We start from the raw sequence: 23,649 nt of genomic DNA on the forward strand, positions 1-23,649 counted from the left end.
CATGGAACGACAACTGGACGCTTACTGCGAACACCTGCGCAGTGAGCGACAGGTGTCACCGCACACCCTGTCGGCCTACCGCCGCGACCTCGATAAAGTCCTCGGCTGGTGCATCAAGCAGAACGTCGGCAGTTGGGCCGCACTGGATATCCAGCGCCTGCGCAGCCTGATCGCCCGCCTGCATGCCCAGGGCCAGTCCTCACGCAGCCTCGCCCGCTTGCTCTCGGCAGTGCGCGGGCTCTATCACTATCTCAATCGCGAAGGCCTCTGCGACCACGACCCGGCGACAGGTCTGGCGCCACCAAAAGGCGAACGGCGGCTGCCGAAAACCCTCGATACCGACCGTGCGTTGCAGCTACTGGAAGGTGCGGTCGAGGATGATTTTCTCGCCCGCCGCGATCAAGCCATTCTTGAGCTGTTCTATTCCTCCGGCCTGCGCCTGTCCGAACTGACCGGACTCAACCTCGATCAACTCGACCTCGCCGACGGCATGGTTCAGGTGCTCGGCAAGGGCAGCAAGACCCGCCTCCTGCCGATCGGCAAAAAGGCCCGCGAAGCGCTGGAACAATGGCTACCGTTGCGGGCCATGACCAACCCGGCCGACGACGCCGTATTCGTCAGCCAGCAAGGCCGGCGCCTCGGCCCACGGGCGATTCAGGTGCGGGTCAAACTGGCCGGCGAGCGCGAACTGGGGCAGAACCTGCACCCGCACATGCTGCGGCACTCCTTCGCCAGCCACTTGCTGGAATCCTCGCAGGACCTGCGCGCGGTGCAGGAACTGCTCGGCCACTCGGACATCAAGACCACGCAGATCTACACCCACCTGGACTTCCAGCACCTGGCGGCGGTCTACGACAGCGCCCACCCACGGGCCAAACGCAGCAAAGGCGACGATTCATGAACATCCAGTTGATCACCTTCGACCTCGACGACACTCTGTGGGACACCGCCCCGGTGATCGTCAGCGCCGAAGCGGTATTGCGCGAGTGGCTGAGCGAACACGCACCGAATCTGGGCACGGTGCCGGTGGAACATCTGTGGGCGATTCGCGAGCGGGTGCTGGCTAATGAGCCGGGACTCAAACACCGCATCAGCGCATTGCGTCGGCGGGTGTTGTTCCATGCGCTGGAGGACGCGGGTTACGCCCATGGCGAAGCTTCCGATCTGGCGGACAAGAGCTTTGAAGTGTTCCTGCATGCGCGGCACCAGATCACGGTGTTTCCCGAAGTCGAACCGACCCTGGAAATCCTCGCCAACCACTACGCGCTTGGCGTGGTCACCAATGGCAATGCCGATGTGCGTCGGCTGGGGCTGGCGGACTACTTCAAGTTTGCGTTGTGCGCCGAAGACATCGGCATCGCCAAACCGGATGCACGGCTGTTCCACGAGGCCTTGCAGCGCGGCGGCGTGAGCGCTGACGTGGCGGTGCACATTGGCGATCATCCGGGCGATGACATCGCCGGGGCGCAGCAAGCGGGCATGCGCGCGATCTGGTACAACCCGGCGGGCAAGGTCTGGGAAGCCGAGCGCCTGCCGGATGCCGAGATCCGCAGCCTGACTGACCTGCCAGCCGTTCTCGCACGCTGGAATGCCAAGGCCTGACAAAAATCCCTGTGGAAGCCATGTGGCGAGGGGATTTATCCCCGATGGGCTGCGAAGCAGCTCCAAATGCAGCGCATCGTGCTTTCCTGACACTCCGCGTAAGCTGACTTTACGACTGCTTTGCAGCCGATCGGGGATAAATCCCCTCGCCACACAGGCCTCTCTTATAGGGCGCCCCTGTTTATTCCATGCATGAAAAAGCCCGCAGCGACGGCGGGCTTTTTCAGCAAGCAAGCGGCACGCCTCAGATAGGGCGGCTACCGTACTTGTTGTCCGGCTTCTTGGGCGGATCGGCGACCACGTTGGCCTCGACTTCCTGCACCTTGCCGCCGCGCGCAAGGAACTCTTCCATGGCCTTGGCCAGGGCGTCGCGCTCCTTGTTCTTGGCTTCGATGCTCGGCAATTCGTCTACCGACACCGCAGCCTTGGCTTTGCCTTTGGCAGCCGGGACCGGCGTATCGTCACCGCCATCGTCTTCAGCAACGTCTTCCGCTGTTGCTCCTTCCAGACCATCCTCGGCCTCGTCTTCGTCGCCTACTTCGAGGTCGTCGTTTTCCAGATCATCGTCGCTCATGTTCTACCTCATGACTTGCGAAAAGCAGATTAGTTATAGACCAGCTTTGGCAACTGTCGAAAGTCGCCGTAAAAAAATCGGTAACCGCTGATGACCAACGGTTTACGCCCCTTCACCGTGCAAGGTGGCGAGGACTTTACGGGCACCGCCATGATCACGGTGCTCGCCCAGATAAACGCCTTGCCAGGTGCCCAGAGCCAGTCGACCTGCCGACACCGGCAGACTGATCTGGCAGCCAAGCACGCTGGCCTTGAAGTGCGCCGGGAGGTCGTCCAGGCCTTCGTCGTTATGCTCATAGCCGTCTGCTCCTTGTGGGATCAGACGATTGAAAAATCGTTCGAAGTCGCGGCGGACCGCCGGATCGGCGTTCTCGTTGATGGTCAACGACGCCGAGGTATGCTGCAGCCACAAATGCAACAGACCGACCCGACACTGCCTGAGTTCAGGCAGCCCGGCGAGTAACTCGTCCGTTACCAGATGAAAGCCCCGGGGCCGTGCCCGCAGGGTTATCAGAGTCTGTTGCCACATACAGTTCTCCGCACGTTCGGGGCGCATTCTAGCGCGCTCTGGGAAAAAACAAAGGCCCTAATATTCCCGCAATGTTGTAAGCGATTGGCCGCAGAAAAACGCTCGCCGTAAACACGACCAAAGACGTACGAAAAATCCTTTCAGCTGCTCTCTCTGCGACAAACTCCAGACAAAAAAATGCCCGGCAAGCCGGGCAAGTTTTTTGCTGCGCGTACTTACAGGTTGTAGCCGCGTTCGTTGTGTTGTGCCAGATCGAGGCCTACGGACTCTTCTTCCTCGGTCACACGCAGACCCATCACAGCGTCCAGGACCTTGAGGATGATGAAGGTGACGATAGCGGTGTAGATCACCGTGAAGCCGACGCCTTTGCACTGAATCCACACTTGCGCGGCGATGTCGGTCACGGTGCCGAAGCCGCCCAGCGACGGTGCAGCGAATACGCCGGTGAGGATCGCGCCGAGGATACCGCCGATACCGTGTACGCCGAACGCGTCCAGGGAATCGTCATAACCGAGTTTGCGTTTCAGGGTAGTGGCGCAGAAGAAGCACACCACGCCTGCCGCCAGACCGATCACCAGTGCGCCCATCGGGCCCACGGTGCCAGCAGCCGGAGTAATTGCTACCAGACCGGCCACCACACCCGAGGCGATGCCCAGTGCACTTGGCTTGCCGTGGGTGATCCACTCGGCAAACATCCAGCCCAGTGCGGCGGCAGCGGTAGCGATCTGGGTGACCAGCATCGCCATACCGGCGGTGCCGTTGGCCGCCGCAGCGGAACCGGCGTTGAAGCCGAACCAGCCGACCCACAGCATGGCCGCGCCCATCAGGGTGTAACCGAGGTTGTGCGGGGCCATCGGGGTGGTCGGGAAGCCTTTGCGCTTGCCCAGTACGAGGCAGGCAATCAGACCGGCCACACCGGCGTTGATGTGCACCACGGTGCCGCCCGCGAAGTCGAGCACGCCCCAGTCCCACATCAGACCGCCGTTGCCGGACCAGACCATGTGCGCGATTGGCGCGTAAACCAGGGTGAACCAGATAGCCATGAAGATCAGCATCGCGGAGAACTTCATCCGCTCAGCGAACGCACCGACGATCAGCGCCGGGGTGATGATCGCGAAGGTCATCTGGAAGGTGATGAACACCGCCTCAGGGAACAACGCCGCAGGGCCGGTCAGGCTCGAAGGCGTGACACCGGCGAGGAACGCCTTGCCCATGCCGCCAAAGAACGAGTTGAAGTTGACGACGCCCTGCTCCATGCCGGTGGTGTCGAACGCAATGCTGTAGCCATAAATGACCCACAGGATGCTGATCAGACCGGTAATGGCGAAGCACTGCATCATCACGGAAAGAATGTTTTTCGAGCGAACCATGCCGCCGTAGAACAGCGCCAGGCCCGGGATGGTCATGAACAGCACGAGGGCTGTCGAGGTGAGCATCCAGGCAGTGTCGCCAGAATTGAGGACTGGGGCCGCCACTTCGTCTGCCGCCATTGCAAGGCTTGGCATTACGATGGACAACAGGGCTCCTAGCCCTGCGAATTTACGCAGAGTCATATTGTTTTCTCCTGGGGCGTTGGGGTTTGTGGCGGCTTAAATCGCGTCGGTATCGGTTTCGCCGGTACGGATGCGAATCGCCTGTTCCAGATTGACCACGAAGATCTTGCCGTCACCGATCTTGCCGGTGTTGGCCGCCTTGGTGATCGCCTCGATCACCCGATCCAGATCCTTGTCGTCGATGGCCACGTCGATTTTCACCTTGGGCAGAAAATCGACCACATATTCCGCGCCGCGATACAGCTCGGTGTGACCCTTCTGCCGGCCGAAGCCTTTGACTTCAGTAACGGTAATGCCCTGCACGCCGATTTCGGACAGCGACTCGCGCACGTCGTCCAACTTGAACGGCTTGATGATGGCAGTGACTAGCTTCATGAAACTCTCTCCCGAATTGGTGGACTTGCCCCAGGAAAACAAACCCGACTCAAGTCTAAGCGCAGTGCCTGGCTTTGTAACGCATCGTCGGCCTTACCTGCCCGACTGACGCCAGCTAACCGCTGCTGACGAAACTCCCCGCTCCGTCTGCCGCACTGCATTCGTCACAGCGACTGCATCAGTGCATGGGTCGAAGGTGACTAAGCAGAAACCTTGCCATCTCGCCAAAAACCTCTGATTTCAATCCCTTGGCCGCTGCCGCAAGCCATCCCGTGCAAAAGGCCTTGTGGATACGCACAACAACGGTGCGTCGCCGTCCGTCCCCTTGCGCGAAAAGCGTGCATCCCTGACCACGGGATTGACTATAGACACTGCGTGATACACTGCCCGCCATTGTTTTCAGGACATTCCCCATGCTCGCGCCCAAAGACTTCCTCGACGCCCTGAGCGGCACCGCCTCCCGCCTGTTCAGCGGCGACACCCCGCTGCCGAAAGCCGAAATCGAAAGCCAGTTCAAGATGCTGCTGCAGAGCGCCTTCAGCAAACTCGACCTGGTGAGCCGTGAAGAGTTTGATAGTCAGATGGTCGTTCTGGCCCGCACTCGCGCTCGCCTCGAAAGCCTCGAAGCCAAAGTCGCCGAGATGGAAGCCAAGCGGACACCGCCCGCGGAATAATCCGCGCCCTCTGTAGGAGCTGCCGAAGGCTGCAATCTTTTGATCTCCAGCCCTTCAACCATCCCGGCAACGTCCTACAACTTGCACCACCGCCGTCCGATTGCGCCGAAAAGCCCAGGTTTCTAAGCTCACCCGATGCTGAATGTTCAGCACCGGGTTTGGCGACCCGAACAGCTTAAGGCGCACGACAACCATGATGGCGGCTACATTTACCGCCACATCGTTTCATGGCGGTTGTGCGTGGGAGACCTTCGGGTCTGCCGGGTTCCTTTTGCTCCGGTTCGCCAACCCGCGTACAACTGCCACCCAATCGTTTGGCGACGATTGAGGGCAGCCCCTTAAGCAAGAGGAACTGCTCAATGATTCAAGAAGAGACTTATCTAAGCCCGCACATCTTCACCCGCCACAAACTCCCCCTCCACGCCCTCCTCATCCAGAACCAACCCTGGTTCTGTGCCCGAGACCTTAGCCGCCTGCTGCACATCTACCTAAACGAACGCATGCTGCGAAAACTCGACCCCGACCAATACCAAACCCGCAAAACCCTGATCCACAACCAGATCGAAAACACCCTGCTGATCAGCGAATCAGGCATCTACGCCCTCCTCGTCTACCACTACTGCCCCGAATACCGAGCGCTGCGCGAATGGCTCACCCACCAAGTCATCCCCACCCTGCGCGACGCCCAACACCCCACCACAAGCGAACGCCCACAACTGAGCCTGCTGAATTGGCCGGACATGACGTTGAGTTTGTTGCACTGGAATAATCAGCCGTGGATACGGTTGCAGGATGTGCCGCTGATGGTGGTGGAACGGGAAGAGCCGAAGCGCCCAGTAACGGGGCCTTGGTGGAAAAGAGCTTCGCGGATGCTGCAATCGCTATAAGACCGCATGCCGGAGCTGAGCCCTGCGCAAATCGTAAGTCGACTGAAGATTCATCCAGAACTCAGGCGTAGTGTTGAGATGAATGGCAAGTCTGATTGCCAGATCGGCGCAGATCCTCAGCTGGCAATTCACAAGCTTTTCGATCTCACTTTCGGGCCATTTCGTGGGCATGGCCAGATCCATGACGGTCATGCCCAACGGCTCCATGAATTCCTTATTCAGAACCTCGCCCGGATGAATCGGGCGCATACCGTTGCTGTTCATTTTTCGCCTTCAGAGGCTGCGTTGAGTGGCCAAACTGGAGCATCCGGTTCAGGGAAGCAAGCCATCGAAACCGTTTCGCCGGCGTCCTACAACTATTAGGGCATGGCCCTACAAAAATCAGCGTCTGCGCCTGATTACGCGACTCTTCCTCCTTGTACTACGGTAGCCAACGAAGCATCTGTCACCCGAAAAACGAGGCCTCAATGAAAGACAAAAAGAGAAGGAAAAAGCTAGAGGAGATTGTTGGATATCACGCTGAAGCACTTCGGTTAGCCGGAGGTATTTCAGCCAATCAGCGTCGTTTTATTGAGGTAGCGGCCAAGTACGGTAAAGAACTCGAACCGGATGGTTGGCTGGCCGGGGGAGGAAGCCGAATAAAAAACCCCAAACAAGAAAACTAATGTGGCGCCTCTACTGGGCTTGGGAGGGCAACTTGGCAACATCCAGTGAAGGTTTACCCTCGCGTCCGTGCCACCTGCATTCGCTCTCCCAACTACCCTTCAAAAACCCGCAGGAAGCGGTTCCCCGATTCAGCTCAAGGAACGACCATGTCCCTCTCCATCGTCCACAGTCGCGCCCAGATTGGCGTGGATGCTCCCGCTGTCACCGTCGAAGTCCATCTGGCCAACGGTCTGCCGTCGCTGACCATGGTCGGGCTGCCCGAGGCGGCGGTGAAGGAGAGCAAGGATCGGGTGCGCAGCGCGATCATCAATTCCGGGCTGCAGTTTCCTGCGCGGCGGATCACCTTGAATCTGGCGCCGGCGGATTTGCCCAAGGATGGCGGGCGGTTTGATCTGGCGATTGCCTTGGGAATTCTGTCCGCGAGTGTGCAGGTGCCGTGTCTGACGCTGGATGATGTGGAATGTCTGGGAGAGTTGGCATTGTCCGGCGCAGTGCGGCCGGTGCGCGGGGTGTTGCCGGCAGCGTTGGCGGCGCGCAAGGCGGGTCGTGCGTTGGTAGTGCCGCGGGCGAATGCCGAGGAGGCGTGTCTGGCCTCTGGACTGAAGGTGTTTGCGGTGGATCATCTGCTGGAGGCGGTGGCGCATTTCAATGGGCATACACCGGTCGAGCCGTATGTGTCTGACGGGCTGATGCATGCCAGCAAGCCTTATCCCGACTTGAATGAAGTGCAGGGGCAAGTGGCGGCGAAACGGGCATTGCTGATTGCCGCTGCGGGGGCGCATAACTTGTTGTTCAGTGGCCCACCGGGGACCGGCAAAACCTTGTTGGCGAGTCGTCTGCCGGGGCTGCTGCCGCCGCTGTCCGAATGCGAAGCACTGGAAGTGGCGGCGATTCAATCGGTCGCCAGCGGCGTGCCGCTGACCCATTGGCCGCAACGTCCTTTTCGCCAGCCGCACCATTCCGCATCCGGGCCGGCGCTGGTCGGTGGCAGCTGGGACAAAAAGAAATTACTGAGAAAACAAGGAATAAAATGAGAGTTAAACGAATGGAAAGTACCGCTGGAATACCCTCCTCTACGCGCGTTGTCATTGCCAGCGTTTCTAGCCGCGTCGCACCCACATCTGAAAACCCTTCCTGCTTCAACGATGAGGGCCAAGCAAGACAAGACCTTCCAGATATCATGACCCGCATTAATTGACGAAAGCTTCTATTTACCTCCGGCCATTGTGAAGGGAGCCCTTTGGATGAAATCGATACGAGGGGCTTGCTTAGCGCAGACGAAATCGAATACTGTACATTCATACAGTATTCAGGACGAATACCGGCCTTGCGGCGAGGCAACCCGCAGCAAGGTCACCGCTCTTTAACAATTTGCTTCCAGTGAGAAGAACTCAGGTGACTGGTTTCGTGTTCGCGCCGGATTGGTCATGCTAGGGATGACGTATTTTCTTCAGTCCGAGCAGATAGATGGCATTTTGATTCACTGCTCGCAAGGGTATAATTTCTAGGCCTGACTTGGTGATTATTGCCGATGTAAGGAAGGGCAAAATCAGGGCTTTGGGATCACCAAAGAAAGACTTTAGGATCAAGAAGTTAAGCGAAATCTTCATGCGGAAAAGGATTGCCCAGATCTTAAGCGATAGCCCAGGCTTGAAAGCCCGAGATATCGCTAAATTTCTTAACTGCGAACGCCGAGAAGTTACAAAATGTCTCTATGATAATCTTGAGGAGTTTGTGCAGGACGAAAACTTCGTTTGGTTGCTCAAGAAAAATGCCTGTCTCAAGATCGAGTTCACTGCCAGCCGAACCTGGATTACTCAGGAGCATTTTGAGCGTGCGCTAATCAAATATGGCTCGCCGCTTGACAATGCACACGGCCATATCACTTTAAAAATTCCGAAAGAGCGCAAAGTTCTATTTTGTGCTGCCTCGAGAATTCTGGCATTGGCGAACCAGCTAGCGGAAGTTAAGAGGATTGTGGAACTCGATTTTACCGAGAACCCCGACGCCCTCTCCTATTTAAATAGAGCGGGATTTTTCGATCAGCTCGCCAAATCTATTAAAGTCCTACCTCGAAAACCTAGTAGTTCTGCCGCACAGCGTCACAAAGCAAAAACCACCAAACTGGTGGAGTTGCTTCCTATTGACGCTTACAGCGATGAGAACGTACCGGAACGCTTCAAGTTGAGTTTTATTGATACTTTTGGAGCCACTCACGCTCAAAAAATCCATAGCGTGCTGGGTGAACTTATCGGAAACGCCGAGGAGCATTCAGGAACAGTAATCCCTGGTTTTGCAGGCCTTCAAAGCTACACATTGAAAGGCTCTACATCGATCGTAGCTGTCATTTCGGACTCCGGGAAAGGTATCTGCTCAACTCTCAGACCCGCTTTAGATTTGCATTACCCTGAAGTTGCAAATCAGTTTCCCAAAACACTGGAAGCTTCCGATGCTCAACTAATCATACATGTTATGCGCAAAGGTGGTTTGAGCAGTAAAGGTAAAGGAAAGGGCGGGGCAGGCCTTCATACCAGCAGCAGTTACGCCGAAAGCTTAAATGCGAAAATCAGCATTCGGCAGGAAGACTTCTCGGTTGCGTTAACTTACCGAGATAATGACTTGCATAACCACAGTTGGTCGCTAGGCTTACCTCGACTTCGCGGAACACATATCGTCTTTGAATTCAAACTTGACAGTTAATTACATTCTGGTTAAACTCAAAGCATGAACGAGAAAAAACACATAATCGCCCTTCGAGACTTCACGGATGGAAGCAGCAACCCCTATGGCACGATTAGGGGTAGGAAGGCTCATGCCAAATTGTTGGAAGAGGTTGCCTCACGAGTAGGCGCGAAAACAATTGGTATATCCCTCAATAATATTGATGGCGCCGATGTTTCATTTCTTCGTGAGTCACTTATATTCACTTTTAAACAGTACGCTAAGAAAATCTCCTTCTATATTTTTGATCTAGTTGATGAAGATATAATCGCTAACTTAGAAGGTGCTGCGATATCTGGAGATTTTCGAGTCACGTGCTGGATTGATGGGAAATGCCGGTTCATTGGTCCCGCACCATCTCCAACTAGTCTTCCGCTGCTCGATCTGGTCATGTCTAACCGCTCTGTTACTACTACCCAGGTTGCCCAGGCGCTTGAGATGAGCGTTCAGAACGCTAGTACGCGACTCAAACGCCTATCTGAAGAAGGCTTCATTGCCCGGGTGGAGATGTCGGCTGGCAGTGGCGGAAAGGAATTTATCTACAAAGTGATAGGCGAATCTGCTTAAAGGGGTTGCCTTATCGAGAATAAGGGGTATGCTTACCGGCATACCCCTTTTTTTGGCCTGCCGGTAAACGGGGTCATTGAACGAGAAAACATCAGGGATGATCCATGAAAGCTTCGTACGAGCTTCACAGAGCGGCAGACAACGGGTGGATTTTCCAGCTCAAGACTGGGAACAACCAGGTTCTGCTTCAAAGTGATAGCTATCGAACCTTAGGAGGTTGCTTGAACGGCATCGAGTCCTGCCGAGAGCATTCGCCATACGACAGATTTTACGGAAGGATTGAGCGTTCGTTGCATTTCACATTTCACGTGAAGGCTTCAAACAACAGAGTTATTGGACTTGGATGCGCGAGCAGATCAGCCGATGAAAGAGAGAACGCAATTGGGTTGGTCAAACGTTACGCCCAGATCGCACAAATCATCGATTGCACAAAGAAGGAGCTGACACGAATCAGACAGGGATACTACGAGAAAGACGATCAAACGTAGATGAGAACCATAGCGCAACGCCACATTGCGCGAAGGTACTGAGTCGAGATGCCTCTAACGAAAGCTGAGTATCTCTGCGTGACCCGCACCAGTCAAGTACTGGTTGGGACTCCTCTCCTCTACGGCTAATTCTGGCTTCCATTTGGAAAGCCAAGTACCCGCGTGAGCGGAAATCATTAGGAGATATACCCATGCAACAAGAACAAATGCAACACCAGCAGCGCCACAGCATCGAAGTGGCAAGCAACGATCTGGTTTATCGCCAGGTTAACCTCCAAGACAGTACCCCAACTGGTGCTCAAATCGCCGCGGCGTCTGGGTTCAAGCCCGACCAATCACCAGTGATCTTGCAGATGTTTGAATCTGGCGCCCAGGAAGACATCCGTCCAGATGAGACTGTCACTTTGAGCGAGGGGGTTAATCGCTTCATCGTCGTTGAGTCTGACCGCAAGTACCTGCTTATGGTGGATGGCGCCCGCTATGAGTGGCCCAGCAAACATATCTCCGGTCACACCGTTCGCAAACTCGCCGATGTCGGGACGGAAAAACGTCTGTTGCTTGAGCGTGAAGATGAGCCTGATCAGGAGATTGAAGACACTCATCTGATCAACCTGGACAAGGATGGAATCGAACGCTTTATCACCCGCAAGCCAATCTGGAAGCTGAACATCCAGGGTGAAGTGTATGAGTTCGACAAACCCATCGTGCCTGTACGCGAAGCGATCGTAGCCGCCAATTTGAACCCGAACCTCGACTGGCACATCTTCCTCATGGTTCGCGATCAGCCTAAGCAGGCCCTGGAAATTGGTGACAACATCGATTTGCGTCCTGAGGGTATCGAAAAGCTACGCCTGACCCAAAAGGATGTGAATAACGGCGAGGCGGCTCTGCCGCTTCGCCGCGACTTCAAACTTCTGCCCCGGGACGAACAATATCTCGACACTGTTGGTCATCGGTGGGAAACCCGCAACACTAGTGAAGGCGGGCGTTGGCTGGTGATTCACGGTTACGCGTTGCCTGATGGCTATTCGGAAAAAGTCGTTCAGATGGCCTTGAACATTCCCCCAACCTATCCCAACACCATGCTGGACATGTTTTACCTTTATCCGGCCGTACGGCTGGCCAACGGTGGTGAGATTGCACAAACGCAAGTTCAAGGCCAAATCGACGGCGTGACGTTTCAAGGTTGGTCTCGTCATCGCAGCTGGGATCCGGCCAACGACAATGTGGTTACCCAGCTGTTTATGGCCGACGGTTGCCTGCTGAAGGAGGTTGGTCTGTGACAGCACAATCTCGCCTTGTGCTGACGGAAGAAATCCACACCGCGCTCCGGGAACACCTGTTCCCGGGTGACGGTAAGGAAGCCGCAGCCATCCTTATCTGTTCACGCTCGCCCGGCGCTTCGCTGAAACTTCTCTCGAAGAAGCTCATCTTGGTGCCTCATGAGGAGTGCAAGGTACGCAAGCCTGATGCGCTTACCTGGCCTGGCAAGTATTTAGAGCTGGCCATAGACGAAGCGCTCCCACGATCGCTGTCAATCATCCTGGTGCATTCGCACCCCGGTGGTTTGTTCAATTTCTCGATAGCTGATGACAGCAGCGATGAAAGTACTATGGTCTCGCTCGCCCAAGGAGTAGAGGCCATTCATGGCTCTGCCATTATGATTCCTGGCGGCGCCATGCGCGCCCGTGTCTACCATCCGGATTCGTCAGTACAAGATATCGCGATGGTGAACGTCCCAGGAAACAACATCTGTTGCTGGCCATATGATTTGTCAGGACAGCCACCAGGTATGGCTTTCACCTCAGCAATGACAGCATCCCTGTCCAAACTGACTGCGGCCGTTATCGGCGTCTCAGGCACGGGCTCCATCGTGACTGAGCAGTTGGCAAGGTTAGGTTTCGGAAAACTTCTTCTAGTCGATCACGATCAGGTTGAAGAAAAAAATCTGAATCGAATCCTCAACTCGACACTCGCAGATGCTAAAGCTGGCCGCCCCAAAGTAGAGGTACTGGCCGACGCGGTTGAGCGTATTCGAGGCGCCCGAATCGCTCATCCCATTAACGCTTCGATTTTCGATAGAGATACGGTTCAAGCGGTAGCCGATGCTGATGTCATTTTTTGCTGCGTGGACTCTCAACTGGGACGTCTGATTTGCGACCTCATGTCGTCGTCCTTCCTTACTCCTTTGTTTGATGTCGGTGTGACGATTCCTACGAGGTTATCGCGTACTGGAACACCGAAGATTCATGACGTACAAGGGCGAATCGACTATGTGCGCCCAGGTGGGCCAACGCTGAGTGACCGCAGGATTTACACACCGGAATCCTTATACGCCGAGGAGCTGCTCAGTTCAGACCCGGAGGCTCATCGCGACCAAGTCGCCAGGGGCTACATCACCGGAGTGCATGAAGAGGCGCCTTCTGTGATCACGTTGAACATGCGAGCTGCCAGTGCGTGCGTCAACGAGTTCATCGCGCGAGCATTCCCTTTCCGTGAAGAAGATAACAGTGACTACACCCAAACCCTCTTCACACTCTCAGGGTGTCTTGAAGACTTTGCGTCTGAGTCCTCCTTCGCCAAGAGCCCTAACGCGCTCCTCGGCGTTGGTGATCAAGAGCCGCTGTTGGGTCTACCACCTCTGGGAGTGTAAGAAATGGAAACGCTGCGTGGACTCTGGCGCAGGCTGGTTTTGAAATTTGATGACGTCCTTCCGCCTAGGCGGCTGGTCGTCGTCAAAGGTGATTCCCTGCCCCAAAAAATGCCAATTCGTTCCGTAATTCTGATGCAGGAGAGCCGAGAGGACTGGTCGGTTGGCCTGCAGTGTCCCTGCGGATGCGGACGCACAATTGAGCTCTTGGTGTTTGATGAGGCAAATCCTAGATGGGATTACAACGTGGATGCCGAAGGCCACCCCTCGGTTCATCCATCGGTGTGGCTGAAAAATGGCTGCAAGTCCCATTTCTGGCTTAAAAAAGGTCGGATTCAGTGGTGCCGTTAAGGGCACCGCTGGCCTCAATATCAACAAGTAAAGCGGCAGGTACACCCTTGAATCTTCCAACGATGGAAATATCATTAGATTCAGCACAAGAAATCGCGGTGCCGCATCAGATCCTGCGCGAAAAACTGGCGCTGTCTCGCTCGCGCAGACGCTCGAAAGAGCTAGACCTCAAGCTACCGCCAGGTGAATGGATAGTCTGGTGGTACAGCAAAATCGTCAGAAACCTCGCCGACAATACTGTTCCTTTGGTGAAGGTCGTATTTCGCGCTCTCGATGGCAGCAAACTGACAGGCGAGACAGAAGTTCGCGATATCGCTCTTAGCCGTCTGCGCTTGTACCAAATGGGTGTAATCCTTCAGGACGGATATCCGGTCGCCAAGGTGGGCATGACCACAGAATATTTCGATGTCGACTTCAGTAATGGCTGGAAATTGAGTCGTGTTAGCCGCCACCAGCTCTGCGCCCCCAGTAGCCCGTACCTTCTTCCGGAGGAATGCGACGACGATTGGCTGTTGAGATTTAGTTTGCCGGATAGAAAATCCTTGATAGTTAATTGCATTGATTTTCTGGTGAGCGGCTATTCGTTAGGTTCAGAAATTCCAAGAATTTTGACCACCTATGAATGGCCAGAAGTGATGAGTCGCCTGCTGGCACAGTCAACCCCGCTGGAAGAGAGAAACCTGCCAGATCAGCTAGTCGTGTATCCGCACAGGGATATGCTGCAAAAAGACAGAGCCATCTTGGCGCTGCTCGCCAATGGAGACGGATGTGCGACGCGAGCTGCTAAGCACCTTTTTAGCCAAGTGAACCCAAAAAGCTTCAAATCGGGACAGCCTCATAGTTTGCAGGTTAGGCCATGGTTTCTTGGAGCTACAACCCTCAAATGCCGCGGCTTCTGGACGCAAGGCAAAACTCATTTCATCTGCACAGCTTTGGTGGGCACTCGTGAGCCTCCTGGACTCAAGATCGATATCCGTCGTGTGGCGAACGCACGGGATGAGAATGCTCCCGGTGATTTGGCGACCCCATTGGAAAAAGGGCGGCGGCTTGCTGAGAGTGATCTCGACATCGTGATGACCGACTCGCATCAGCCCATCAGCGACTACATCCATGAAGATATTGAAGCTGAAGAATTTGAATTCATTACCACGCGAGAAAGCACTCGCACCAAAGTGGAGAAGCCATTTGGACAGGTGAGGTTCGTTCCAAAGGACATGGATTTACCAGAAAAATACGGAACGGGAGATAGTCAGGGCCAGGGTGACGCTACGACGGGGAAGATGACTGCCAGTGCAATTACGATCGACATTGAGGTCCAAGGCGCGCTGATAGAAATGTGGAAAGCCTTCAGCCGAATGGCGCAGGGGGGAAAGATCAAAGGATTGTCCTGGTATGTGCCTGACCATGCCCACACCGAAGGTCCCCCGAAGTGTATTGCCTTCTCTGATAGGTTGGAGCTTGGCCCAAGCTGGGAACATAGAGATCCTCAAGCTCGGGTCGAAGAGTTTGAGAGACAAAATAAATGGATCACTATTAAAGATGATGTTCGTCGGGGGATGATGTACCTCCTGGTAACCGAAGGCACTGATTTATATCTAGTCGCAGAAATCCAGCGCCATCGCTGGATAGGTAAAGATTCAAAGCCAAAAGAACAGTCGTTTTGCGGGCTGATCTGCCATATCCATGACCACGACATAGCTCGGATAAAACAAATCTGCGGTCACATCGATCAAGCGCTGCCTGAGCACAACGGTGTCTTCAAAAATATGAGCTGGCCTTTTGATTACCAGTGCTACATTTTCCCGCACCATTGGGGCTCAGATCCTAATGCGCTTCTCGACAAAGCTGCAGCCAATGCTTTGAACGGAATCATTGATCTGAAGCACCGTCGCATGCGCACCTGAAGCTCAGCGTTAGCTGACCAGATCAGTTGCGCGATGTAATTCCTGTACCCCAGCGCTCTCTGTCTAAGCTATCCAGTGCTCATCACATGAAGAGGAGGATGGGTGTACGGCCAATGCGTTTTATTTGAGCGTTTCAACGCTGAAGCCCGATTGCACCGACTACATCGTCTGTCATGCAAAAGCGATTGCTTAATGATGCTTCCGTTTCTTGGACCACATTGGAACCGGCCGACGAAGCAGATCTCTGTATGGCAATCGCCGTATTCATCAGGCATATTGCCATCATTCAGCCGCGATATTACGAAAGGGAATTGGGATGACGGCAGAGATTGCGATTATGAGCCGAACTGCCGTGGTGCTTGCCGCCGATAGCGCCACGACCGTGACAACATGGAAAAACGGGGAGCTCGAGAAACGCTATTTCAAGGGTGCCAACAAGCTGTATGAGCTGTCTAGACAAGCACCAGTGGGCCTGATGATTTTCGGTTCAGCCGCGCTTCAAACCGTTCCATGGGAGCTGTATATCAAGTCTTTTCGCGAAGACTTGGGCATCGAGCAGTTTGACAAGCTCGAAACCTATTCAGGTAAGTTCTTCGACTTTGTACAGCATAACGAAAAGCTGTTTTCGAAAGACAGCAAGGTAGATGCATTGCTCATGCTTGTTGGTGGAGCATCGTTCCGGCTGCAGCAAATGATCGCCGCGCACGTGGGCGTAGGCGACGTTCGAGGACTGGAATCTGTGCCAGCTCATGAAATTGATGCTGCGCTGACGCAAGCTGAAAGCGATGTGGAAGACCTACCGCTTCATAGACTCCTCACCGAAGTAGACATCGCAAACGCAGTTTCAGAAACCACCGAAACTTGGGAAACCGTTGCGGCTCAAAGCATCGCGATTTTCGTACAAGACGATACGCGTGCCTACCTGGTGCCGCGATTTGTAAATGCACTCATTAAGCTGGCCGTCAAACAGTTCCTAGACTACGCTCCGCTGACTGGAGTGGTGATCGCCGGATACGGCAAGGAAGAATATTTTCCTGTCCTTGAGGTGTTTGACTGTTATGGGTTTCTTGGCGATCGATTGATCGTTGAGAAAAATATGAACGATTCCAAAGCGATGAGCGCCTCGACGGCAGCAGTAATTCAGCCGTTCGCAACCACGCACATGATTGATACCTTTCGCATGGGCGTGTCACCTGACGTCTTCGATACGATCTACGACTCCTCCTTGGTAGCGCTGAATGAAATGGGCGAGCGAGTGATGAACGCTTGTGGAGCACAAAATCCGCTGTCTCAACAAGAGCTTGAACAAATCACCCAGGAAACCCGAAAATCACACGCCGACCAATGGTATGAACAAATCCGAAACCAACATATATCTCCGCTCTCAAATATTATAAATTCCCTTCCGCTTCCAGATATGGCGGGCTTGGCAAGGAGCTTGATTGAGCTAGAGTCACTGAAGGAGCGTGTTACGCGCCCCAGTGAATCCGTTTCGGGACCCATCGATGTAGCTGTGATTAGCAAGCATGATGGGTTCGTGTGGATTGATCGAAAGCATTACTTCAAACCCGAACTGAATCCCCGTTTTTTCAAGCGAGCAGAATGATGGAATTCGAAACGAGCTTCTCGGCCCCCAGTCCTGTGGAAACCACCGCATCGGTTACCGCAAAAGACGCGTTGCGCTTTGAGAACCAGCAAATTCACCCAGCTCGTCAAGCTACCGATGCCAGCAGTTACGATCTGATGATTCGTCAGGTTGATCGAAAGCCGAGCACTCGCGAAACGTTGCTTACACTCGCCAGCTGTTGATAGACCTCCCCTTGGAGCGGGTGATGACGCTAATAAAGTGGATGCGATAAAAGGCCTGCGGAGACGCAGGCTTTTTTGTTCATCATCCGAAAACCTCCATAGCAAACCGGGCGAGGCTGCCTCGCGATTAGGATAGTCATAGCCTTCCAAACGACGAATTATGAATTTTCACATAATTGCGCATAAAGCTAATTTCTTGGAATAATTTGCCAATTCAAAGTTTTAGCGGAGAAAAAATAATAATCCCCAACTGAGTGTTCATTCTCTAGGGGCTCTCCCCTCAGGCACCCAATAAACCTTCCCTTTGAGTTTCACGCTGAAGCCACGCTGATCCCCCTGAATCTCCTCGTGATATTGCAGCAAATCACGTGATGAAAGCTTGATCCGATGAAAGTAGGTAATGGCTGCTCTGATCCACTTCTGTTCAGTAAATTCTCCAGCGCTCATCACATAGAGTTGAGCCAATTTGAGCTCTGCAACGTGATTGGCAGACTTAGCCAGCCACCGTCGATCAACGCTCGCGTTTAGCCGCAATCCATAATGGCGATTTAAAAAGCTCACGAAGCCAGACAGCGATGCATGAAGGCCTGGTCGAGTGCGGAGGAACAGGCGCAGCACACGTTGGCTCGGGAGCGCTTTGCCCGCCTCGTCGCCACAGCGTAAAAGACGCAGTGCACTACCAATTGCCAAGCGAATCGTCCTTAGCTTCACAGAGCGCTCACTTAGCTCCCGTTGGTAAGCCTGGAGAGCTTCCTTGCCGACTCCGGCAGGAAAGTATTGCAGGAACTGATTGATACGACGTTGATCGCTTGAGTCCTCTCTGGCCTGCGCATCAACCACCAACATCCCTCTCTCTGAGAGCCAAGTCACCACCGAACGCGATCGCCTGAGTGTCTCCGCGCCGAAATGGGCAACCAATTCGGAGTAAGGAGGCAACGACGCCCCATGCAGATGTATGGACTCAATGAATGGCTGGTAACGCTGCATGTTCAATGCGGCAAAATGGGCCCCACGACGTGCTTTTAGCCAGACAGAAAAGCTACCCATCGCCGCACGGATACGCTCGTCTTCAATCTTGCAAATTAGAAGGTCCCTTCGAGCTTCAAAAGATGAATCCCAGAAGCAGGCCATGCAAGCGTTGCCCAAACCGGCAGGCATCAGCTTGTCGCAGCTTGGGCAGCGAACCTTTCCTAGCTCAAAACACTTTTTACACAGCGCCGGTCCATCTACTGAAACAATCACCCTGGACCGCCTGCAGGCTGAACAACACGCATTATTCATTTTGGACTGACACGCAGGACAACACCGTAGCACTCGGTCGTCGACTTGAGTTCTGACCAAGCGAGTGGAAGGAGTTGCGCAACGCTCACATGTTTGCGGCTTCCGAAAATAATGTGCACAGGAGATACACGCAGGCCCTTGCGCCGTGAGTCTACCGATCTTCATGCCGGAACGATGGCAACGGACACAGGGCTTCTTCACTTCGCATGTGCGGCAGACCGCGGAAACATCAAACTGCGGAAGACGGGCAAAATTGCAGCAGGCCGGGCAGATTTTTCGTTTAAACAGCCGGGCATAGCACGCTTCGCAAAAGCGCTTTTCTTGGTAAACCTTCTTGGCCTTGCTAATCGCGCGTCCACACTCATGACAGGTGCATGCAAGGGGTAGAGATCCAATCAAAGCACCGCTCCTTCAAATTCGCCTTTTTCAATCACAAGCGCCCCTCCGTACGAAGCATTTTTCTCTTGAAGCGCAACCAGGCTTTCAACACTGAGCGTGGGGACTTGGGACTTGGGCACAATGCGGGGAGAGTTCTGACATAACCACGACGCGGTCGCTGCGGCAAAAGTTGTGCTAGATAGGGTTCGTCAGAACTAACTACTGCGTCACGAATTGAAGGGCATAATTGAGCGTTTTCAGCCGCTGTCCGGAAGCGATCAGCGCCGGCCAACAGGATCCGGCTCACTGCAGACAAAAAGTGCGATCGCTCCGAGCTACTCAGGCACTCCAACTTCAACCCAACATCAAGTGACGTAGTAAGCGAAGCGCTGTCTACATCAACAGCAGCCAAGAATTGTTTTCCCGCAGCAGAAGGGCTATTTGCCAAGACGCGCACCAATCTGAACAGCCCTTTCAGGAAAGAAAACCCCTCCGCTACCGGCATCGCAGGCCATGTGAGGCCAACCGGCCGCCCCTGCAGTATCAAATCAGCCTGTCGGATCAGTTCTATTTCATCGGCTCCTCCATCCTGGATGTCAACCGCAGACAACAACCCAGCGCACTCATGGCACCGCGCAAGGGTACGAGCCTGATAATCAAGCCGGTGGGGGGATATGGCAGCGGAACAGTGGGGGCAACTATCGCGAAGTTTTACTCCATGATCAGGACAACAGGAGTACCAAGCCAGCCGCCATTGAAGCCGGTAGAAAGGCGACTCAGCAAAACAGCAGGGGCAATACTGCAAACCACCGGCTCGACGCAAATTTCTCTCTCCCAGTGACAGCACCCAAGGCGTAATGCCCACTGGAGGAAGTTTCAGCCCCATCGACTCGCAGATTGGAACCAATGAGGAACCGATAAGCGCCGAGGCGGAAATGCCGGAGCGATCTTGCAGATCGCTCAGACACAATGAACAGATGCTCAAATCACAATCTCCAGTCCATATCCGACGCTTTGGCCAGATATAGCGCGCCATCTCCACCGCATCGCAGGCATTGCATAAGGCGCAACGGATAAACCACGAAGAAAACAGCTCGTCACGCTGCATGACCGGTACCCATGGCCACTTCTGGCCTACTGGACGTACTTCCTCATGCCAGAAGCATCGGGAGACCATTGGTACTTCTCCAACAGTTCTAAATCGATCTTTTCCTTGCCCGTTTCGATTGCCTTGCGAGCACTGTGAAAAAGGATCTCTTCCACGTAGCCCGTAATACCTTGGCTTCGTTTAAGAATCAGCGCCGCAATCTCCTTGCTCGCAAGATTGGAGGGTTGCTTAAGCGGCAGCCAAGATTCAAAACCCTTCAGCAGTTGTCTGAAGCCCAGAGAAGGTGCCCATACAGGAAGCTCAACTGTTACAAACCGAGCGGCGTATTGGCGTTCAAGCATGAGCAACTTGTTGGCGCTGGGCATGCCGACGCCCACAACCGCCAGTTTCAAGGTATTTGTCAAACACTTGATCTCATTCATGAAGTCGGCAACTTGCCGTGACGTCCCATTTGCAATGGTTTGGATTTCATCGATGATGAGCATCTTGGTTTGACCTGTGGTGAGAAGACTCTCCACCTTGTAGCGCAGCTTCATCTCACTGGCATCGGGATTAAATGGTGAGTGCGAGCAGTTGAGGATCGAGCAATAGAACATTCGCAGACTTGGCTTACTGACTTCGACCTTGATGATCGGCCGAACCCTGCAACCGTCCTCGTTCACGTATTCATCTCCATGCACGGCGATGAACCTGTTCACCAAGGATGATTTGCCCATCCGGGACTCGCCGACGATAAAGAAGTCCGGCACGTCTCGATGGCCACAGAGCTTGGCGTACAACTGCTCAAACAAATTTTCTGACAGCTCATAATCGATCCATCGGGACTTGATGAAGGCCAGGCGCTCCGCGTCAGAGAGATCCATGATCGGCTTGAACTCCTGCAGCAGATGAGGGTAATTACTCATGCCACACCTCCATACAGCGGAACATCGTCATCATCACCCCATGCATCCTCAACCGGTAATGCCGGTTGCAACCTGGGCGGACTGTCCTGTTGTTGACCAAGGAACACCGTCGCTGGGGTCTTGCCCCTGGCATTGTTCTTGGTTTTCTGAGCGCTTCGTCTGGCAGCTTTGGTTCTGACCGCCTCTTCCTCTTCAATAACTCTCCGCTTGTCGATGTGCTGCCGAATGGTGTCGTTGTCCACCGAGGCCAAATTCTCTTTTTTCAGTTCGCGCTTGGTTTTGACGTACTCCGCCACGGAGACGCTATCAAACCGCCCATCAGCCAAAGGCACTCGAAAATACTTGTTCAGGCCCGGATCAAAGAACCAGATGAAATTGATATCTCGTAGATCCCGCCGAAACAGGAACTGCATTTTCTTGCCCGTCTTGGGATCAACCTGATTAATCCATGGGCGAAGCGCCTCTGCGTAATACATCGCGTCCCATTCGACTCCATAGGTCTGGATGGTGCGGTATTCAGAGGGCAGGAAGTCGAGCTGCAGAGACAGGGGATCCTCCGGAATCGGTGGCATGCCGCAAAATGCCTTGGGTCCCCAGAAGGCCTGATTCCACATGGCTATGGGAGGTTTGAACAAGATGCCACTGTGCGGCTTGTTGTTGTAGATCAGAATGGTGTGCACCAACCACTTCTCTAGCGCGTCAAAACTCATGGTCGCCTCTTTGTCCGAGTCGACATCTCCACGGCTGTCAGGGTTACGCTGAGTGGCGCCTTGAAGCTTGCTGAATACCTTGGCGTTCTCTTCCATCAACGCTTCGATGTGCCCACCCCAGTGAGGTCTCTTGCGAGGGCGAAATTGCCGTTCGATGTTATGGGCGGTACAGGCCAAAATCAGGCTCTTGGTTTTAAAGTCAGGGCCGTTGTCGCTGTGGATTTCATACGGTAAACCCCACACAGGCCATTCGCCTGAAACCTGATGGTGGGTGAGCCATTCATGCTTTGGTAGCATTGCCTGAACCAGACACATGGCCACCGATACAGCCGACGGCGCATCTAGTGATATGAAGTAGCCAACGACCATCCGCGAGTACATATCGATGGCCATCGTTACCCACGGACGGCCGATGGAAACACGATGTACATCATCGACGATCATCACGTCTGCCGGGCTGTGGTCGATCTGAATCCGGTGCAACGGGTAGTCAGCAGAATATTTACCGGGACGTGCCTCATAAGTGTCGGAAGCGATATCTGCATAGCCACGGGCCTTCAGCACTTGTCTGGCCGGAACCTTCCTGATGCGCAACGAGACCGTGGGAATTGACGGAGCCTTGAGTCCTCGCAGCCCGCAAATCTTGGCGACTTCATCGTGCACATCCTTAATCGTGTACCGGCGCGTACTCAGGTAGAGCGTTTGAATGACATTACCGATAATGTCTTCCACTTCGTTGCAGACGCGTGAGTTGCCTTTCTTCCAGCCTCGAGCCTGGGGCAACAGACTCAAGAAACGGCTGCCTTCCGTGTAGGCATACAACCATCGATAGACCGTTGCTTTGCTGACGCCACAGTCCTTGGCGCGTTTGATCACCGCGCCTTCAACGTGCATGTCCATGGCCAGCAGTGGGGCGATGATTGCATAGCGCTGTTCGGCAATAGCCCACTGTTTATCCGCGATTCGCGCCAAATCCAGGCCGCTCGCATACACCCGCCCATTTTTGCCTCCAGGTCTTTTCAGCTCGACGATCGGCAGCAATTTGGAAATGCCCGACTCGACGTCCTGACCAAGCACATGGTGGAAATCCACCAGCAACGCGATTTTGTAGGTGTCATTGTGATGGCGTACAAACTCACCCACCTGGATCTTGAGGGCGGCCCTGTTTAGGGCATGGCTCTGGATATCAGAAGCGCTCATCATGGCACCTCATGACAGAAAACTCGTTGAGCTCCTGGTCGAGATCCGTCCAAACTTGGGCTGTGGCAATCAGATGCCAGAGATGGGATCGGCCGATAGCTTCATGACCATGAAAATGCAATGCCAGCAATGCGTGGAATGGCGCCCGTCGCATCATCGCTAGCTCCTCCAGAATTACTTCCGTCAGCTTCGGATCCAGCGCCATATTCCGATAACGCTGTAAGAACTCGACGTTCTTCAGTCGGATGCCCCGAATACGAGACTCGTCGAAGATATGGAATTCCCACCCCTGATCGCGGGCGAAACGCCACGCAGCTTTCCACTTGGGTAACCACAGCCGCCAGTTCTCTTTCCAGTCTTCACGAGGCTTTACTTCTACCAGTAGCGGTTTCAGGTTGAGCTCATCATCGAACTGAACGAAGAAGTCCGGGGTATGGATGTAGTCACGCCTATTGTGAGCCGTGAACGGTATCTGAACCGGCTGCGAGACAAGTGCGACCACTTCCGGGGAGAGCGACCAGATTCTGATGAAATCACGCTCAAGACCCGACTCGTAGTAAATACCCTGTCCACGGAAGGGGAACACACCGGAAAGGCTGCGCGTCATGGATCGGCTTTTTCGGGTCTGAGAGATCTCTTGACCCAGGTAGACGGTAGAGGACATAGGGCACCTATGGACTATTTTGCCAACGATGCTACCCAGCGCACTCTGATCTAA

The 23,649-nt window shown here is 54.3% G+C and carries 24 protein-coding genes and 1 pseudogene; 15 read left to right on the forward strand and 10 right to left on the reverse strand.

Annotated features, from left to right (window positions below; genetic code table 11):
- Nucleotide 1: 1 nt before the first annotated feature.
- Together xerC and HV782_RS28315 are read left to right on the forward strand one after the other, a co-directional pair.
- Nucleotides 2–901: a tyrosine recombinase XerC gene (gene xerC / locus HV782_RS28310; protein WP_186744026.1), complete on the forward strand. Its 900-nt coding sequence runs from the start codon at nt 2–4 to the stop codon at nt 899–901.
- A complete protein-coding gene (locus tag HV782_RS28315; protein ID WP_186744023.1) occupies nt 898–1,602 on the forward strand; it encodes an HAD family hydrolase in 705 nt (234 codons plus the stop codon). Before xerC ends, HV782_RS28315 begins: the two co-directional genes overlap by 4 nt.
- Nucleotides 1,603–1,846: 244 nt before the next feature.
- On the opposite strand, the gene sutA is transcribed toward HV782_RS28315, so the two are convergent.
- The 4 genes from sutA to glnK all read right to left on the reverse strand — a co-directional run bounded on the left by sutA (nt 1,847) and on the right by glnK (nt 4,632).
- Nucleotides 1,847–2,176: a dormancy-specific transcriptional regulator SutA gene (gene sutA / locus HV782_RS28320; protein ID WP_128613848.1), complete on the reverse strand. Its 330-nt coding sequence runs from the start codon at nt 2,174–2,176 to the stop codon at nt 1,847–1,849.
- A gap of 102 nt (nt 2,177–2,278) precedes the next feature.
- Nucleotides 2,279–2,704 (reverse strand): secondary thiamine-phosphate synthase enzyme YjbQ, encoded by a 426-nt coding sequence (locus tag HV782_RS28325; RefSeq protein WP_123469801.1) that lies wholly within the window; start codon nt 2,702–2,704, stop codon nt 2,279–2,281.
- 215 nt (nt 2,705–2,919) lie between these two features.
- Nucleotides 2,920–4,257 carry an ammonium transporter gene (locus HV782_RS28330; RefSeq protein WP_123469803.1) on the reverse strand — a complete coding sequence of 446 codons (1,338 nt, stop codon included), beginning with the start codon at nt 4,255–4,257 and terminating at the stop codon, nt 2,920–2,922.
- Nucleotides 4,258–4,293: 36 nt separating this feature from the next.
- Nucleotides 4,294–4,632, reverse strand: a complete 339-nt coding sequence (gene glnK, locus HV782_RS28335; protein ID WP_002555808.1) for a P-II family nitrogen regulator — start codon at nt 4,630–4,632, stop codon at nt 4,294–4,296.
- A gap of 413 nt (nt 4,633–5,045) precedes the next feature.
- On the opposite strand from glnK, the gene HV782_RS28340 reads away from it, so the two are divergent.
- Complete coding sequence (locus HV782_RS28340; RefSeq protein WP_186744021.1) at nt 5,046–5,306, forward strand: accessory factor UbiK family protein; 261 nt, start codon at nt 5,046–5,048, stop codon at nt 5,304–5,306.
- 359 nt (nt 5,307–5,665) lie between these two features.
- A complete protein-coding gene (locus tag HV782_RS28345) occupies nt 5,666–6,193 on the forward strand; it encodes a BRO-N domain-containing protein (RefSeq protein WP_186744019.1) in 528 nt (175 codons plus the stop codon).
- On the opposite strand, the gene HV782_RS28350 is transcribed toward HV782_RS28345, so the two are convergent.
- Nucleotides 6,188–6,457, reverse strand: coding sequence for a HigA family addiction module antitoxin (locus HV782_RS28350; protein WP_186744017.1), 270 nt, complete (start codon nt 6,455–6,457; stop codon nt 6,188–6,190). The genes HV782_RS28345 and HV782_RS28350 overlap by 6 nt on opposite strands.
- 203 nt (nt 6,458–6,660) lie before the next feature.
- Between HV782_RS28350 and HV782_RS28355 the strand changes: the two genes are divergently transcribed.
- The 11 genes and pseudogenes from HV782_RS28355 to HV782_RS28405 all read left to right on the forward strand — a co-directional run bounded on the left by HV782_RS28355 (nt 6,661) and on the right by HV782_RS28405 (nt 17,349).
- Nucleotides 6,661–6,858, forward strand: coding sequence for a hypothetical protein (locus HV782_RS28355; protein WP_186744015.1), 198 nt, complete (start codon nt 6,661–6,663; stop codon nt 6,856–6,858).
- A 147-nt stretch (nt 6,859–7,005) separates the two neighbouring features.
- A pseudogene (locus HV782_RS28360) lies at nt 7,006–7,848 on the forward strand (YifB family Mg chelatase-like AAA ATPase); the annotation flags it as partial.
- A 529-nt stretch (nt 7,849–8,377) separates the two neighbouring features.
- Entirely contained in the window at nt 8,378–9,559 is a 1,182-nt protein-coding gene (locus HV782_RS28365) for an ATPase (protein WP_225931042.1), read from the forward strand.
- A 24-nt stretch (nt 9,560–9,583) separates the two neighbouring features.
- Nucleotides 9,584–10,147 (forward strand): MarR family transcriptional regulator, encoded by a 564-nt coding sequence (locus tag HV782_RS28370; RefSeq protein ID WP_186744013.1) that lies wholly within the window; start codon nt 9,584–9,586, stop codon nt 10,145–10,147.
- Nucleotides 10,148–10,251: 104 nt separating this feature from the next.
- A complete protein-coding gene (locus HV782_RS28845; protein WP_186744011.1) occupies nt 10,252–10,635 on the forward strand; it encodes a YegP family protein in 384 nt (127 codons plus the stop codon).
- A gap of 191 nt (nt 10,636–10,826) precedes the next feature.
- A complete protein-coding gene (locus HV782_RS28380) occupies nt 10,827–11,918 on the forward strand; it encodes a multiubiquitin domain-containing protein (protein WP_186744009.1) in 1,092 nt (363 codons plus the stop codon).
- Nucleotides 11,915–13,288: a ThiF family adenylyltransferase gene (locus HV782_RS28385; protein WP_186744006.1), complete on the forward strand. Its 1,374-nt coding sequence runs from the start codon at nt 11,915–11,917 to the stop codon at nt 13,286–13,288. The genes HV782_RS28380 and HV782_RS28385 overlap by 4 nt, the downstream gene beginning before the upstream one ends.
- 3 nt (nt 13,289–13,291) lie before the next feature.
- Nucleotides 13,292–13,636 (forward strand): ubiquitination-like system serine protease family protein, encoded by a 345-nt coding sequence (locus tag HV782_RS28390; protein ID WP_186744004.1) that lies wholly within the window; start codon nt 13,292–13,294, stop codon nt 13,634–13,636.
- Nucleotides 13,637–13,683: 47 nt separating this feature from the next.
- Complete coding sequence (locus HV782_RS28395) at nt 13,684–15,540, forward strand: hypothetical protein (RefSeq protein WP_186744002.1); 1,857 nt, start codon at nt 13,684–13,686, stop codon at nt 15,538–15,540.
- 316 nt (nt 15,541–15,856) lie between these two features.
- Nucleotides 15,857–17,146, forward strand: a complete 1,290-nt coding sequence (locus HV782_RS28400) for a hypothetical protein (RefSeq protein WP_186744000.1) — start codon at nt 15,857–15,859, stop codon at nt 17,144–17,146.
- Nucleotides 17,146–17,349: a hypothetical protein gene (locus HV782_RS28405; protein WP_186743998.1), complete on the forward strand. Its 204-nt coding sequence runs from the start codon at nt 17,146–17,148 to the stop codon at nt 17,347–17,349. Before HV782_RS28400 ends, HV782_RS28405 begins: the two co-directional genes overlap by 1 nt.
- Nucleotides 17,350–17,607: 258 nt before the next feature.
- Here HV782_RS28405 and HV782_RS28410 read toward each other — a convergent pair whose 3' ends face one another.
- From HV782_RS28410 to HV782_RS28430, 5 genes are all read right to left on the reverse strand, one after another.
- Nucleotides 17,608–18,591: a hypothetical protein gene (locus tag HV782_RS28410; protein WP_186743995.1), complete on the reverse strand. Its 984-nt coding sequence runs from the start codon at nt 18,589–18,591 to the stop codon at nt 17,608–17,610.
- A 469-nt stretch (nt 18,592–19,060) separates the two neighbouring features.
- Entirely contained in the window at nt 19,061–20,185 is a 1,125-nt protein-coding gene (locus HV782_RS28850; RefSeq protein WP_225931043.1) for a TniQ family protein, read from the reverse strand.
- Nucleotides 20,143–21,021 carry a TniB family NTP-binding protein gene (locus tag HV782_RS28420; protein ID WP_186743991.1) on the reverse strand — a complete coding sequence of 293 codons (879 nt, stop codon included), beginning with the start codon at nt 21,019–21,021 and terminating at the stop codon, nt 20,143–20,145. The genes HV782_RS28850 and HV782_RS28420 overlap by 43 nt, the downstream gene beginning before the upstream one ends.
- The gene (locus tag HV782_RS28425) at nt 21,018–22,934 is read right to left on the reverse strand and encodes a TnsB C-terminal domain-containing protein (protein WP_186743989.1); all 1,917 of its coding nucleotides are present in this window, start codon (nt 22,932–22,934) and stop codon (nt 21,018–21,020) included. The genes HV782_RS28420 and HV782_RS28425 overlap by 4 nt, the downstream gene beginning before the upstream one ends.
- Entirely contained in the window at nt 22,918–23,538 is a 621-nt protein-coding gene (locus tag HV782_RS28430; RefSeq protein WP_186743987.1) for a TnsA endonuclease N-terminal domain-containing protein, read from the reverse strand. Before HV782_RS28430 ends, HV782_RS28425 begins: the two co-directional genes overlap by 17 nt.
- Nucleotides 23,539–23,649: the final 111 nt, after the last annotated feature.

Source organism: Pseudomonas monsensis (assembly GCF_014268495.2).
GTDB classification, from domain to species: Bacteria; Pseudomonadota; Gammaproteobacteria; order Pseudomonadales; family Pseudomonadaceae; genus Aquipseudomonas; species Aquipseudomonas monsensis.